General features: G+C 63.9%; 10 protein-coding genes. 6 read left to right on the forward strand and 4 right to left on the reverse strand.

Annotation, left to right across the window (positions count from 1 at the left end; genetic code table 11):
* Window positions 1–1,278: hydroxymethylglutaryl-CoA synthase family protein (locus tag NA5_RS14790; RefSeq protein WP_062986149.1), on the reverse strand; the 1,278-nt coding region annotated here is incomplete at its 3' end.
* Between the two features lie 135 nt (window positions 1,279–1,413).
* Here NA5_RS14790 and NA5_RS14795 point away from each other — a divergent pair.
* From NA5_RS14795 to NA5_RS14815, 5 genes are all read left to right on the forward strand, one after another.
* A complete protein-coding gene (locus NA5_RS14795; RefSeq protein WP_062986151.1) occupies window positions 1,414–2,607 on the forward strand; it encodes an acetyl-CoA acetyltransferase in 1,194 nt (397 codons plus the stop codon).
* Window positions 2,608–2,755: 148 nt separating this feature from the next.
* On the forward strand, window positions 2,756–3,562 hold the full coding sequence (locus NA5_RS14800; protein ID WP_169811305.1) for a FadR/GntR family transcriptional regulator: 807 nt from the start codon (window positions 2,756–2,758) through the stop codon (window positions 3,560–3,562).
* Window positions 3,563–4,188: 626 nt separating this feature from the next.
* The gene (locus tag NA5_RS14805) at window positions 4,189–5,298 is read left to right on the forward strand and encodes an SMP-30/gluconolactonase/LRE family protein (RefSeq protein ID WP_062986155.1); all 1,110 of its coding nucleotides are present in this window, start codon (window positions 4,189–4,191) and stop codon (window positions 5,296–5,298) included.
* Window positions 5,299–5,568: 270 nt separating this feature from the next.
* The gene (locus tag NA5_RS14810) at window positions 5,569–7,281 is read left to right on the forward strand and encodes a flavin-containing monooxygenase (RefSeq protein ID WP_084484154.1); all 1,713 of its coding nucleotides are present in this window, start codon (window positions 5,569–5,571) and stop codon (window positions 7,279–7,281) included.
* Window positions 7,278–8,756, forward strand: a complete 1,479-nt coding sequence (locus NA5_RS14815; RefSeq protein ID WP_062986157.1) for an aldehyde dehydrogenase — start codon at window positions 7,278–7,280, stop codon at window positions 8,754–8,756. The genes NA5_RS14810 and NA5_RS14815 overlap by 4 nt, the downstream gene beginning before the upstream one ends.
* Window positions 8,757–8,858: 102 nt before the next feature.
* Here NA5_RS14815 and NA5_RS14820 read toward each other — a convergent pair whose 3' ends face one another.
* The 3 genes from NA5_RS14820 to NA5_RS14830 all read right to left on the reverse strand — a co-directional run bounded on the left by NA5_RS14820 (window position 8,859) and on the right by NA5_RS14830 (window position 13,216).
* The gene (locus NA5_RS14820) at window positions 8,859–10,517 is read right to left on the reverse strand and encodes a GMC family oxidoreductase (protein WP_063813401.1); all 1,659 of its coding nucleotides are present in this window, start codon (window positions 10,515–10,517) and stop codon (window positions 8,859–8,861) included.
* Window positions 10,518–11,155: 638 nt separating this feature from the next.
* Window positions 11,156–11,935: a FadR/GntR family transcriptional regulator gene (locus NA5_RS14825; RefSeq protein ID WP_084484141.1), complete on the reverse strand. Its 780-nt coding sequence runs from the start codon at window positions 11,933–11,935 to the stop codon at window positions 11,156–11,158.
* 276 nt (window positions 11,936–12,211) lie between these two features.
* Window positions 12,212–13,216, reverse strand: a complete 1,005-nt coding sequence (locus NA5_RS14830; protein WP_245672237.1) for an alpha/beta hydrolase — start codon at window positions 13,214–13,216, stop codon at window positions 12,212–12,214.
* Window positions 13,217–13,968: 752 nt separating this feature from the next.
* Between NA5_RS14830 and NA5_RS14835 the strand changes: the two genes are divergently transcribed.
* Window positions 13,969–15,411 (forward strand): aldehyde dehydrogenase, encoded by a 1,443-nt coding sequence (locus NA5_RS14835; RefSeq protein WP_062986164.1) that lies wholly within the window; start codon window positions 13,969–13,971, stop codon window positions 15,409–15,411.
* The last annotated feature ends 54 nt before the right edge of the window (window positions 15,412–15,465 follow it).

Here is a 15,465-nt window from a genome sequence, read left to right on the forward strand (position 1 = left end):
ACCACCATCGAAATCCACCACGGCCGAGATGACCGGCGGACTGGGCGACACCGCCAAGTGATCGATGGTGTAGGTGACGATGACGCCGCGGACTTCGGACTGCGGTCGCGGCACCTGCGAGTCCACCCCGTGACAGCAGATGCAGACCCGATCTGCCGGGATGTTGACGACACCGCACTTCGAGCACTCGCCGACGATCAATCCAAATTTGTACGCCGCATCGCGGAAACTGGGAGGCGCCGCCGGGGGTTGCGGGTCCGGCCGCCGCGGCGGTTCCCGATGCAAGTGCCCACGCCAGCTCAAATACGTCGGATAGGAAACCGAGCGACCGCCATCACGTAACCGAGCAATCGGCACACTATTTCGGTGGTTCACGATCGCCTCGGTGGTCCGGGCAACGATCCCGACCGCGCCATCACCAATCACGACCACGGCGATGACCTCACCGGGCTCCGCGTGATCGAAGACCTCAGCGAGTCCGCACCCGATCTGCGCGACTCCGGCGCTCCCGGCGGTACCGGCCGCCGTGGCATACCGCGCAGCGTGACGATCCACGCCGCACCCGGCCACGACGCCACGCACCGCACGATCGTGCATGCCGACGACCACCAGATGATCGACATCGCCCGTCGTGAGACCAGCCGTGGAGAGCGCATCGGTCAGTACGTCACGTCCCGCCCCGACGAGGGGGCCTTCGGCGAATCGCTCCTCCCATACATGGGCGGAAACGTCGCCCGGCACTCGCCAACGATCGAACACCTCGAGCGTGCGACTCGCCGTACCGAGAAATTTGGCGATCACCGGCAGTTCGTCCGACCCGGGGCCGACAAGTAACGCCGAAGCACCGTCCGCTCCCAACTTCTCGTCCGCACTGCCCGGAAGCCCGGAACGCGTATCCGAAAAGATGGTGAGAACCGCCCCGTCGCCGCGATGGCGAGCTGCGGTGACGAGTGCACCCGCAGCCGCCCGCATGGAGCCAAGATAGTCCAAAGCCAAAGCGGTGGAAGGTAATTGAAGAGCAGCGTGGACGACGGCCGCATTCGCGCGTTCGAGGTACGCCGGAACCGACGTCGCCAGCAATACCTGCTCGATCCCCGTGCGATCATGCCCGCTCAGTGCGTCACGCGCCGCCTCAACCGCCATCGAGGTGGTGTCCTCGTCGTAACCCGCGACGGTTCGACTCCCTGGCCCGCCGGCTCCGCCGAGCGCCTGCCCGATTTCCGACAGCTGCAGCCGGTGACGCGGCACATGGCTGCCATAACTGAGTATTCCGTGCATGAGACTCCTCGTCGCCGACCAACGGCGTTAAAACAGTATACGCAATTATATGCATAATAGCCGCCGTCTGACTCTACGCAGTCAGTTTCAATCGACGCGAGGCGGTATGTACACGAGAAGAGTATCATCATCCCTATGACCGCACGAAGCATCAAAGATGCCGCCGCCATTGTCGGGATGGGCTTGACGCAGTTCGGCGAGCTGTGGGATCGCAGCGCCGACGATCTGATCGTGGAAGCAGCCCTCGCCGCATGCGAGGACGCCGGCATCGAACTGTCCGACGTGGACGCGTTCTGGCTCGGCACCCGCGCGACCGGCATGAGCGGCCTCGCGTTGAGCCGACCGTTGAAACTGTCCGGGAAGCCGGTGACCCGCGTGGAGAACTTCTGCGCCACGGGTTCGGAAGCGTTCCGCAATGCCAGCTACGCGGTGACCTCCGGGGCTTACGACGTGGTCATGGCATTGGGTGTCGAGAAGATGAAGGACGCCGGTACCTCCGGACTCGTTCCAGTTCCGATCCCGCATGACGGCACAGCCGCCGAGCTGACCGGCCCCGCCTACTTCAGCCTGCTGGTACCGGCGTACGCCGAGAAATACGGTGTGTCCCAGGAGGATTTGCGCACTGCGCTCACATCGATCGCGTGCAAGAACCACTACAACGGTGCCCGCAACCCGAAGGCGCAGTTCCGTAAGGAAGTCTCCCCCGAGACCGTCGCGAAGGCACCGCCGGTCGCGGGCGCGCTCGGAGTCTTCGACTGTTCCGGGATCAGCGACGGTGCCGCGGCCGCGATCCTGATGCGCGGAGACGACGCCGCCGCCCATCGCACGGACCCGTTGTACGTCAAGGGCCTCGCGCTCATCGCGGGCGACGGTTCCGGCCAGCGTGACACCGAATACGACTTCACCACCTTTCCCGAGGTGGTGAGCGCAGCTCGCGAGGCATACCGTCAGGCGGGAGTCACCGATCCTCGCTCCGAGATCGCCATGGCCGAAGTGCACGATTGCTTCACGCCGACCGAGATGGTGCTGATGGAAGACCTCGGATTCTCTGAGCGCGGATCAGCCTGGAGCGATGTGCTGAAAGGCGCCTTTGACCTCCACGGCGACCTCCCCGTCAATCCCGATGGCGGGCTCAAGAGTTTCGGCCACCCGGTCGGCGCATCCGGATTGCGCATGCTCTACGAATGCTGGCTGCAGTTGCGGGGACAAGCACCCGCCGAACGGCAAATCGATCTTCACGGCCGGAGCCTGGGACTGACACACAACCTCGGAGGCCCGCCCGGAGACTGCGTCTCGTTCGTCTCCGTCGTCGGCACGGAGAAGGGCTGACCCGGCTCGCGAGAGCCTCGCGCCGCGGGCGCGTTCATTCAGAGGTCGGGCCGTGCCCAGCAGCATGCGGCAGCGCTTCCGAAATCAGCACACCGATATCGGATACTGTGTTTTCGCAATGCTCGGTCGCCTTCCCGAGAGGACACCCATGTCGACTGCCGACGCTGCGGGCTTCGACCAGGCCGACGCCTCGCCACAGCCTGAGGGAAAATCCCGCAAACTCGGCGGGATCGTCGCTGAGCGGATCGAGAACTCAATTATGCAGATGGGCTGGCCTATAGGCCGAGTCATCGGCTCGGAGGCGGAGCTGCTCGAGCAGCACCACGTCTCCCGCGCGGTGTTGCGAGAGGCTATCCGGCTCTTGGAAGACCACGGCACCGCCATGATGCGTCGCGGCCCCGGCGGCGGACTGGTCGTAACCAAGCCGGATGCGCGGGCAGTCATACGCTCCGCCGCTGTCTACCTCGACTCCGAGGCAATCACCCCGGACAAACTCTCGGCGGCGCGGATAGCCATCGAACTGATCGCGGTGCAACTCGCCGCCGAAGCCATCGATGAAGAGGGAATCCAGGAACTCAGGGCGGTTCTCGAACACGAGAAGACCGCGATTGCTACAGGTGGCCGTGCGGGGGCGACCCGCGACGTCCATTCGACCCTGGCAAAGCTGAGTGGCAATCCGGCAATTCAGCTCTTCACCGAGACGCTCGCGCAGCTCGAGCTCGACATCTTGCGCACGAGTGCGGCGTCCGGTGACCAAATCACCAGGTTTCGGCAGGACTTCCTCAAGGACCATATCGCCATCGTGGATGCGGTCATCGCCGGAGATGCCGGGATCGCCCGGTACCGGATGCAACAACATCTGCTGCGGGTCGGCGAGGATATTCACCCGCGTGGGTCGGTGCAGGGAAAGTCGCACCCCGATTCGGATACCGACCTCGCCTCGACCACCCAGTAGCACGGCACCCTACCTGCCCGCGCCCCATCGCCGCGGTTGTGCGGGCCTCATCGCTGCCGCGCCCTGACACGGCTCGACATTCCGACGGGCACGACCGGCCCCGGCCACCATTCCCGTGCGCCAACCGAAGGCACCATCGAGATGTCGGGTCGGAGTCGGCTGAATTCTAATCTGCGCACCCGCGCCCATTCCGGCGACACCTGTTGCCGTTGACTGCATTTCGTTTACGCCCGACGGACACGAGACCTCTCCCACTCCGCAGGACCTACATGCTGAGACGACGTGAGACAACTGCCGACGTGGTCGCAGGCCATCCGTCCGAGCCAGGCAAATCAGTGACCCTATATATCCAATCACGACGCCATCATCGGGATTCCTTGACGATGAAGGAGCTATATTAGGATACTTATCCTATACTGTGGTGAACCACATCACAGGAGTGCGGTATGCCGATCACCCAGCACGCCCGAAGCACCGAGGTCGATCTCGTTCAACAAGTCCCCTTCGATGCCGAGTCGAGCTCCCACACCATCGGAGGTCCTACGTTCCGTAGTCCGTCGACAATTCCCGTCGAATGAGACAAAAGCCCCTGCTCGACACCGATACGAAGATGAAAGGAGGCCGCCGTGACCGAATTCAGCAGTTTTTCCGCGCGCGAGACCAAGATTCTCGGCCGGGTCACCGGCGCAACGAACCCGGAAAGCGCCGAGCTTCTCGACGATGGCAAGACCCTGGTTTTCGGCAACTGCGCCATGGTGGTGGGCAATCCACACCATCGCGAAGGTAAGAGCCTGGTGTACCTGAAGGACCAGGCGTTCATCACACAGGCGCGGATCGACGACAGTGGTGAGGTGACGGTCACCAATCGACATCTGGTCGACGGCCTGACCGCCACGCTGGGCACCGAGATCCACCGCCTCGGCACCGACGTGTGGCCTGCGGGGACAGGCCTGACAGCTTGCGGCGGAAAACCTTTGGCGGTCGACGTCAATGCGCCACTCGGCACCGACGCGGAGGCTCGCCAGCAAATCTTCGCCTTCGATCCTCTCACCGGGGAACCACGCGGCCGGATCGCGCTGTGGGCGGACTCCCCAATCGCGAAGGCTGTAGGGCACCCGGTCGAGATGCCCAATGGCGTCGCGGTGGCACCCATCGGCGATATATACATCGCGGACAATCCGAACACCAACCCCTCCAGCGCACTGCCACCCCCGTCACCGTCAGCGGTTTACCGTATCCCCTACGGGAGCATCGACGGACTACTCGAGGACAGCGCCGAGGCGGCCGCGGCCGTACGGGCAGTCGAATGGGACGGTTGGTTCAACGGTGTCGCGGCGTCTCCGATCGATGGCAGCGCCTGGGTGGTCACCTCCTCGTATCACGATCCATTGAACGGTGCCGTAATCCGCCTGGACGCAGAAGATTTCGCCGCGGGACGGCTGCCGGACCCATTCGTCAAAGACCTGGGAATCTGCGATGGGGTCGCAGTCAGCAAGCGCGGCACAGTCTTCGCGACCAACCCGGTCGCAAAGGAGATCTTCGTCTTTCCAGCCGACGGTTCTCGCCAACGGCTGACGCTCGAGGGCGAACTGCTGCCGACCGCCAACCCAGCCGATGTGAACGTCATCTACCCGGCGTTCCTCGGGGGCGAACCGGCGCTCACCGTCGGCGACATCGCCGTCGGCTCGGCTCCCGAGACTGCTCAGGTCCTCATCCTCGATATCACCGGACTGTAATCCTCGCGGTCACTCGACGTTCCGTGCCGGCGGAGGCTGTGCGAGAGCCTCCGCCGGCATCGTCCCGCGCCACATGACACACGATGCGAGCGAACATCGCGACACATGAACCGTGATCTCCGACACAGGAATCGCGATAACAGCTCAAGCGAAAGAGACCGCCTGGAGCTCGAGCAATGAGAATGCCGCGGGTTCAGCCTCGGGTTACCGCCTCGCTGCCCCATTCCCGAATCTGTGCAGGCTGCCGTCCGGCAGCGATTGGAGATCCACGTGAAAACTCAGAATCAGGAGCGCCACGACGCCATCGTCATCGGAGCCGGATTCGGTGGAATGTACGCACTTCATCGGCTTCGAGATGGTCTTGGCATGGACGTCGTCGCGATCGAGCGGGGCAGCGATGTCGGCGGCACCTGGTACTGGAACAGATATCCGGGCGCGCGATGCGATGCCGAGTCGATCTTCTATTCGTATTCCTTCGATCCGCAATTGCAGGCCGATTGGCGATGGTCCGAGAAATACGCCACCCAGCCCGAGATCCTCTCCTACGCCGGACATGTCGCCGACCGCTACGGTCTGCGACGCAACATCCGCTTCGACACAGAAGTCACTGCGGCTCATTTCGACGAAGCGACGAACGAATGGCTCGTCCAGACGTCCTCAGGAGATTTTCGGGCACGTTTCCTGATCACCGCCCTCGGCTGTCTCTCAGCATCACGTATTCCCTCTATCGAAGGGATCGACGACTTCACCGGGCAGATCCACCACACCGGTCGCTGGCCGCACGAGGGCGTGGACTTCAGAGGCAAACGTGTGGCGATGATCGGCACCGGATCATCGGGAATTCAACTCCTGCCGGCGATCGCGGCCGACTGCGCACATGTCACAGTCTTTCAACGCACTCCGAGTTACAGTGTGCCAGCACGCAACCGCACACTGGGCCCCAATGAATTCACGCGTATTCGCGCTGTATACCCCCACCTTCGAGCGGACGCCCGGAAGTCGGCAGGCGGGCAGGTCACCGCGCCGCCGATAGGCAGTGCACTGTCCGGTGACACCGATATTCTCGGAGAACTCGACCAGCGCTGGGCAGAAGGAGGCGCCAGTTTCCTCGGCGCTTTCACCGATACTCTGGTCGACGAACGGGCCAACAAGATCAGCGCCGACTACGTCCGAGAGCGCATCAAGGAAACCGTGGCGGATCCGACGACCGCAGAGCTGTTGTGCCCCAAGGAGTATCCGATCGGAACCAAACGGATCTGCGTCGACACCGACTACTACGCCACCTACAACCGCGACCACGTCGATCTCGTCGACGTGTCAACGACCCCCATCGAACGGATCACCGCTGAAGGCCCGACAGTGGACGGCACGGTATATCCAGTCGACGCCATCATATTCGCGACCGGTTTCGACGCCATGACCGGGGCGTTCGAGGCCGTCGACATGCGCGGGCGCGGGGGCATGACTCTGCGCGACGCATGGGCGGCCGGACCTCGCACCTACCTCGGCCTCGCCGTGCACGGATTTCCGAACATGTTCACAATCACCGGCCCTGGAAGCCCTTCGGTCCTGTCGAACGTGATCGTCTCCATCGAACAGCACGTGGAGTGGATCGCCGACTACCTCACTCATCTCGCCAAGTTCGGAATCACCAGAACCGAGGCCGACCAGGATGCTCAGGACAACTGGGTCGACGAGGTCAACAAAGTCGCGGACGCGACGCTGTACACGAAGGGGCGCTCGTGGTACCTGGGCGCCAATGTGCCCGGCAAGCCACGCGTCTTCATGCCCTACGCCGGCGGCGTCGGCGCCTATCGGCAGCGGTGCGACGACGTCGCTGCGAAAGGCTACCCCGGCTTCACGCATGGCACAGCGCCTGATGGGCGGCCTGCAACCACGAACACGGCGAAAGACTCACCTCGGCCGATCGCACAGTCTTACCGCATGACCACGAACAACACCCGCCAGAGGAGCTCGCAATGACCACTCGACCCGATGTTGCGCCGTCCGTGACCGAACACAACGACGCATTCATCGCGGGGCGCTGGACGCCCGCCACCGGGGAGGCAGTGCTGAGTGTCGTGAACCCTGCCACCGAACAGGTCATTGCCACTGTCCGGGAGGCATCGTCGGCCGATGTTCGCGCTGCGGTCGATGCTGCCCGCGCCGCTTTCGACGACGGGCCTTGGGCGCAGACAACACCGGATGATCGCGCTGCGGTCCTCGCTGCGATCGCCGATGCGCTCGACAAGCGCGCCGAGCAGGTCACCGCGCTGCAGACAGCAGAGGTCGGTGCTCCGACCGCTTTCAGTCAGGCCAGTCACGGCCGCGCCGTGGGCTGTCTTCGCTACTACGCCCAGCAAGCGCGAGAGTTCCCATTCAGGACGGACCGCCCGCGCGCGGACGGGAAGATCACTCGAATCCTTCAACAGCCGGTGGGCGTGGTTGCCGCCATCGCACCATGGAACGGTCCACTGGCAGTCGCTTGCCTCAAGATGGGTCCCGCTCTCGCCGCAGGATGTACGGTCGTACTGAAACCCGCGCCCGAAACACCGCTCACAGCAATGGTTCTCGCCGACATCATCGCGGAGCTGGTCGACGCTGGACAGATGCCGGCCGGGGTGGTCAACGTGATCAACGGCGGCCGCGAGATCGGGGCCGAACTCGTCGCCAACCCCGGAGTGGACAAGATCAGTTTCACCGGCAGCACCGCGGCGGGCAGCCGGATCATGGCCTCGGTTGCCGACCGGATCGGCCGGGTGACACTGGAACTCGGCGGCAAATCGGCGGCCATCATCCTCGACGACGCGGATCTGGACCAGGTGCTGCCCAGCCTCATCCCCGGTAGCTGCGGCAATACCGGGCAGATGTGTTTCGCGTTGACCCGCGTGTTGGTCTCCGAACGTCGCCACGACGAAATCGTCGCCGCGATCGCCGACGGGATGGAAAAACTCGCTGTGGGCGACCCCACCGCGCCCGGGACGTTCATGGGGCCGCTGGCCATGCAGCGGCAGCGCGAGCGGGTCGAAGAGTACTTCGAGCTCGCCCGCACCGAAGGTGCGAGAGTGGTCACCGGCGGCAAGCGCCCCGCCGGGTTGGACGTCGGCTACTACATCGAGCCGACTTTGCTCACCGACGTCGGCAGCGACAGCCGAATCGCCCAGGAAGAGATCTTCGGACCGGTTGTCTCAGTGATCACCTACCGCGACATCGACGACGCCGTTCGCATCGCGAACAACTCCGATTACGGACTGTCCGGCGCGATCTACACCGCCGACATCGAGTCCGGATACACTATCGCGCAACGCATTCGGACGGGGACGATATCGGTCAACGGATCCGTATTCGATACCACGGTCCCATTCGGCGGCTTCAAGAAGTCCGGCATCGGCCGGGAGGGCGGACCGGAGGGCATGCATCCCTTCCTCGAAACCAAATCCGTGCACATGCCGAACTGACTCAATGCCCGGCGGGCCCGGACACCTCGATGGTGCCCGGGCCCGTCGCTCTCGGTTCTTCGCTTCCCGCCAATCGCGTCACGGTGTCGGGGACGGACGCGCTCAGCGGTCGGCGCGCGCATCCTCCAGGATCAGATCACTTGCCTTCTCCCCCACCATGATCACAGGGGCGTTGGTATTGCCACTCGTCAGCAAGGGAATCACCGATGCGTCCGCGACCCGCAGGCCCGCGACACCGTTGACGCGAAGCTGCGGATCCACCACCGCGTCCGGATCGGTGCCCATCCGAGCGGTACTCACCGCATGCTGACCGGCGTAGGACTTGCTCTTGATCGCCGCTAGTAGTGCCTCGTCGGACTGTGCTTCATGACCCGGAGAAGTCTCCCTGACAACATATTTCGCGAACGCGGGGGCGGCGAGGATCTCTCGGACACGGCGAATGGCGCGGATCATGTCTGCCGCATCTCGGGGATCACCGTAGAGCGGCCGCTCGATGACAGGTGGGTCCGCGGGGTCCGCGGAGCGAAGCGATACCGATCCGCGGCCCCGCGGATGCACGACGCAGATCAGAGCGCGTGCTGTCGAATGCTTCTCCAGTTCCATCGCATGCAGGTCATAGCCCTCGGTCTTCTTTGCAGCCTGCCCGTATCCCATGGGCGCGAACATGACTTGGAAATCGGTCCGACTCGACTGTGGTGAGAAACTGCCGAAAAGAACAGCCTGGGCCGCGGTAGCCGTCGCGGCGCCGCCGCCGCGCAGAACGAAATCGATGCCGTGCTTGATTACGCCGCGCAGGTTCAGTTCCTCATTGAGCGTGGTCACATTCACGTCCATCGTGACGGCGAAGCACGGATGTTCCTGCAAGTTGCCGCCAACCCCGGGCAGATCCCGCACGACCTCGATCCCGTTGTCACGCAAATGATCCGCTGGCCCGATACCGGACAACATCAGCAGCTTCGGTGTGCTCAGCGCTCCGGCTGAGACGATCACCTCTCGCAGCGCCCGGAAATGCGCCGGCCCTCTCCCGGTACGCGCCTGGACGCCGGTCACCCGACCGTGCTCGGTGACGATTCGATCAACCGCGACACCGGTCAGCACCGTGCAGTTCGGCCGACGGCGGGCCCGCAGCAGGTAGCCGCTCGCGGTGCTCCAACGCAGACCACGTCGTTGCGACAACTGAATATGTGACGATCCGAGCTGCTGCCGACCGTTGTAGTCCGGGTTGTACGGCAGTCCGGATTGATCACCAGCCATAACGAAGGCATCGTTGAGCGGGTGCCGTACTCGCGTCCGGCTCACGTACTGGGGACCGTGGTTGCCTCGGTACTCGTCCGCCCCACCGTCGAAGGTCTCGGCACGTCGGAAGTACGGCAGTACGTCCCGATAGCTCCAGCCCTCGGCACCGGCCTTTTCCCACTCGTCGTAATCGAGCGGATTGCCGCGCACCCAAATCATTCCGTTGATCGAGCTGCCACCGCCGACGACTTTGCCGGCCGCCCACCGATCCACCCGGCCGTCCAGTGAGGGATCGGGCTCGGCAGAATACTGCCAGTCCAGCTCGGGCGGGAGCTTGTACAACCCCGCCGGAACATGAATGAACGGGCTCCAGGCCTCCCCGCCCGCCTCCAGGACGAGAACTCGATGCCGACCAGATTCCGAGAGGCGGTCGGCAAGCACCGCGCCTGCCGAACCTGCGCCTACGACGATGTAGTCCCACTCCTGCGAGGCCGCACGGCGGGCTCTTGATTGCTCTCGTGCCATAGCTTGCTGTCGTTCCTTCGATTCACTGCGGGGGCCTGCGGACGCGGATGTCTCGGTGCGTGCGCAAAAGCGCCCAGCCAGACCGTGACTCCTGTAACAGGATACTCAATATACCCATACCGACGGAGGAGTCAGTCAATTTGCAGACAAATGCGCAATAACATGCACTATATTCGCGAGATGCGTAGGCGTCAGAAAGGTGCTGCCATGCCCACTGCCATGTGCCCATCGCATTGCAGATGGGATTGGCGCGGCCTCGGCCCGCCGCAGCCAGCTCGGACAGTCGGCCAGCCCGATGCCCGCACCGCCCATTGGGCCGCAGTCGCAAAGCGCCGGGGGAGCCACATCGAACGGGCCACGAACCCGAAATTGCACGTCGGCGACACACAGGCCGAAACCCCTGCTCAGGGATCACGCGGAACGTGAGTATCCATGCACGCGACATAGGCATATGCGCCGACCGATGACGCAAACGCCAAACCCACGCGCATACCAACAACCGTCCACGACGGCGATCTACTCCTCACCCACCTACGACATCGGCCGCCATGCGCGCGACGTCCTCATACACGGCACGGACCGGCGTGCTCTGCGTTGTCCGGTCACGGCTCGGCCACCGATGCAGTCGAACCGATACCTCAGTCGGCAGGCTTTTTTGTCCGCCTCATCTTGTCGGACGTCTGCATGCTGGCCTCCAGATAACTACTGATCCCCTCGAGGTGGCGGAGCATACGATGCTTGGCCAGCGCGCCGTCCTTGGCCACGATCGCCTCCACGATCCGGGCATGCGCGTGGTGGACATCGGCCTGCCGATCGGTGGCCGCTTTCTTCTCCTTCGGCTGAATTTCCGGCGTCAAGCGAGCCATGACCTCGAGAAACAATCGCAGCGCGGGATTGCCCGTGAGATCCGCGATCATCAAGTGGATCCCGTGGCTTCCCAGGTGACCACTTTCCTGCATCTGCTCCTCGTGCGCGAGCGCTTCCCGCAGCATTCGCACCCCGTCCTCGTCGATGCGCTCGGCCGCGAGTTCGACGATCGTCAACTCCACCGCCGATCGCGCTTCGAAGATGTCCCGGGGACTCGCCTGGTGGAACTGCAGGTACATGGCAGCGGACTGAGCCACCGAGGCCGCCCTCGGAGCCGTTACGATCAGGCCGCCTCCCGGCCCGCGACGCATGCGTGCGATCTCATCCCGTTCGAGCAGTCGCACCGCCTCCCGGAAGACCGCTCGGCTGATTCCGAGTTCGGCGATCAATTCCGGCTCGGATCCGATCACCTCACCCACCGGAAACCCCAGATCCGCGATACGGCGATGCAATTTACGCACCACCACTTCTGCCAACTTGCCCGCCGACCCGTCGGCGGCCCGGGGCGCAACTGCAGCGTCCGACAGTAAAGGCCCCTCAATGGCCGCCATCGCGTCTTCCTTCCCTCACCCCATCACCAGGAGCGAATGGATCGCTCCGAGCGAATCGCCCGGCACAGCCGAACGCACACACCAACAGTTGACAGTTACACGAGCGACAGGCAGTGCACACTACCAGGCTCACCCGCAGCAGCCATGATACCGCTTGTGGGTTTTTCGTACACTCTTTTCGAGCCGCCCAGAGCTGAACCCGAGCCGCTACTCATGGATCTTGTCGACGATTCCATGCAGGACAAGGCAAGTCGCAGTCGTGAAAGAATCGTCGGCTCACCGCGGAGTGCCTTCATCGAGCCCCCGAGCGATCGCGTCGGCCACGAAGCGGATACCTTCCTCGCTCCCAGGGAGGACATTGACGTAGGTGAAGAAACCATGGGATTGTCCGTCGAACCGCTTGTGCTGCACCGGTACTCCGGCGTCGGCCAGACGATCGCGGTAGGCTTCGCCTTCCGCGCGCAGGGGGTCGTACTCGGCGGTGAGCACCACGGCAGGTGGCAGACCCACGAGGGATTCACTGCGTAGTGGAGAGGCTTCCGGTTCGTTGCGCCGTTGAACGTCAGGTAGGTAGTGACCCCAGAACCACTCCACCGACTCTTTGTGCAGCAGCACTTGGTTTTCCGGTGCCAGGTAGGCCGGGTTCTCCAAGTCGCAATCGGTGGCCGGGTACACCAGAACCTGCATCGCCAGCCTCGGCCCGTTGCGGTCCCGCGCGCGCAATGCCATCACGGCCGCGAGGTTCCCACCGGCGCTGTCGCCCGCAACCAGGATAGGAACACGTTGCCCAGCAATCGCTTCGAGGTTCTCCTCGACCCAGGACAGGGCGGTCCAAGCGTCCTCGACAGCAGCTGGATACGGATGCTCGGGAGCTTTGCGGTATTCCACCATCACGACTGCGCATCCCGTCGCCGCCGCAAGCTTGCGCCCCAGGGTGTCGAACTCGTCGATGGTGCCCAGAACCCAACCGCCGCCGTGGTAGTAGACGATAACTGCCATGGGATCCAGGCGGGGCAGCAACGTGCGCACCCTGAACTCGCCGCGGTCGAATGCGGCCAACGTGCGCTCGGTTGCCGAGTGCATGTCCGGACCGGCGCCGTACATCGCGATGAGTTGCACACCGTTCGCACGGAGCTGGTCCGGCTCATGATGCCAGATCGGCGGGCGACCGCTCGCGGCCATCTGCTCGATGAGTTCTGCCGTCGACGCATCCAAAGGCATGGGGCGCGTCCCTTCTGAGAGATTCCATCGCCATCGACGGATAGCGGTGATGGCGGTCACAGAACCGTACGACAGACGGTGCGGCAACCTCAAGAGCCAGAGTCGATTAGAGTCAACTAAATTGTTCCGCGGCGCAATCGATCAAGCTTGAGACGGGGTCACGGAACCTCACCTCACCACATGCGCAGGACTTGCGGTGGCGGCAAGCAGTCAACGACCTCGATCACCTAGCGTCTGCCCGGAATCGTAGTCCTACCAGTCTATATCGCAGACGGCGCCACCAAGCACCCGACACCTCCAAGATACCCAGAACCGCCCCGAGGCCATGCACTGGAAGCAGTCCGAGCCATCTCTCCAGACCACCCCGCAGTTTTATTTAGTATTCTTATATAACCCAGTGCGGACTGCGTGTCCGATGGACATTCGAGCCGCGTCCCGTCCCGGACCGGCCCCGCCACCATCCCCCTCCACTTCCACCAACACGGGCCCATCCAACGCACCGGTTCAGCTTTCGCGTTCGGCATGGCCCACCGACCATGGCCCGCACGCCAGTCGTCGCACCACTCGGCGTCGCGGGCATCAGACGCTCGAGATCCAAGTTTGAGTGCACTATTACGCCATCGTCGCTCACCCAGGTCATCAGGCGACCGGATCCCCAATTCGACACTGACACTGAGGCTTTCATTGCAGTAACTAAGGGAAGATCATCCTCAGGGCGTCACGCTTCCACCCGCGATTGACGCACAGACTCCGCTATTTAGTATACGCTTATCGAGATAGGCGTCACCAGGCGAAGACAGGATGGATAGACCGTGTACGAGTACGACAAGTTCTTCGTCGGCGGACGATGGGCCGCCCCCACCGGTTCGAACCGACGTGACATCGTCTCGCCCGCGACCGAGGAAGTGGTAGCGAGCATTCCGGAAGCCACCACAGCCGACATCGATGCCGCCGTGGCGGCGGCACGCGCCGCCTGGGACGCTCGGACCTGGCGCGACGCCCCAGTACGTGAGCGCGCCCAGAAGATCCTGGCCCTCGCCGACCTGCTCGACGGCCGCACCGAAGACCTCGCCAAGCGCGTGACCGCAGAGATGGGTCAGCCGATGGGTCTGTCCACGCGCAGCCAGGCCACGGCCATTCACCTGATTCGTTCCTTCGTCGACGCGCTGGACCGCATAGTCTTCGAGGAGCGTCGGCAGGGCCCGTCGGGTCCGGCAACGGTGCGTCGGGAGGGCGTCGGTGTGGCCGCGGCCATCTCGCCGTGGAACGGCCCCTTCTTCCTCTCGGTGATCAAGGTGGTCCCGGCGTTGCTCGCCGGGTGCTCGGTGATCGCCAAGCCTGCGGACAACACCCCATTGACCGGTTATGCGCTGGCCCAGGCAGCCACCGAACTGGACCTTCCTGACGGCGTACTCAGCGTCATTCCCGCCGGCCGCGAGGTCGGCGCGCACCTGGTGGCCCAGCGCGGCGTGGACAAGGTCAGCTTCACCGGTAGCACCGCCGCCGGACGAGCGATCGCCTCGGTCTGCGGTGAGCAGCTCAAGAGCGTGAGCCTCGAACTGGGCGGCAAGTCCGCCGCGATCGCCTTGGACGACGTCGACCTGTCGGTACTGGTACCCGCGATGGTCGCCGGTGCCTTCTACAACACCGGCCAGGCCTGCACCGCACTGACCCGCCTGGTCGTGCATCGCTCTCGTTACGACGAGGTGGTCGACGCGATGGTCACCGCCGCCAAGGGCATGGTCATCGGCGATCCCATGGACCTCGCGACGCAGATCGGCCCCCTCGTCAGCGCCGAACAACGTGACCGAGTGGAGCGCTACATCGAGATCGGCAAGTCCGAGGCGACCCTCGCCTGCGGCGGCGGCCGCCCCACGAATCAGGCCAAGGGATTCTTCGTCGAACCGACCATCTTCACCGACGTCCGCAACGATATGCGGATCGCCCAGGAGGAGATTTTCGGCCCGGTGCTGTCGATCATTCCGTTCGACGGCGGCGACGATGAGGCCATCGCCATCGCGAACGACACCGCTTACGGGCTGCACGGTGCGGTGTTCACACCCGACGCCGAACGCGCGGCCCATGTCGCGAGGCGGGTCGAGTCCGGGACCTTCACCATCAACGGGTACGTAAACAATCCGGCTGCTCCGTTCGGCGGAGTCAAGGCCAGCGGGCTCGGTCGCGAATTCGGCGCCGAAGGCGTAGAGGAGTACCTCGAGTTCCACACGATCAACGACCCTCGCGCGAGCGAATGATCGCTCGACCGTGGATGTATCCGAGATCGATCAGTTCGATCACGCAGGATCCCT

Origin of the sequence: Nocardia anaemiae NBRC 100462, from assembly GCF_001612725.1 — a bacterium.
GTDB lineage: Bacteria > Actinomycetota > Actinomycetes > Mycobacteriales > Mycobacteriaceae > Nocardia > Nocardia anaemiae.

Bases quoted from the DNA above. Each gene is read 5' to 3' on its own strand.
- NA5_RS14800 (WP_169811305.1), top strand. From the start codon at position 2,756: ATGTCGACTGCCGACGCTGCGGGCTTCGACCAGGCCGACGCCTCGCCA.
- NA5_RS14825 (WP_084484141.1), bottom strand. From the start codon at position 11,935: ATGGCGGCCATTGAGGGGCCTTTACTGTCGGACGCTGCAGTTGCGCCC.
- NA5_RS14815 (WP_062986157.1), top strand. From the start codon at position 7,278: ATGACCACTCGACCCGATGTTGCGCCGTCCGTGACCGAACACAACGAC.
- NA5_RS14820 (WP_063813401.1), bottom strand. From the start codon at position 10,517: ATGGCACGAGAGCAATCAAGAGCCCGCCGTGCGGCCTCGCAGGAGTGG.
- NA5_RS14795 (WP_062986151.1), top strand. From the start codon at position 1,414: ATGACCGCACGAAGCATCAAAGATGCCGCCGCCATTGTCGGGATGGGC.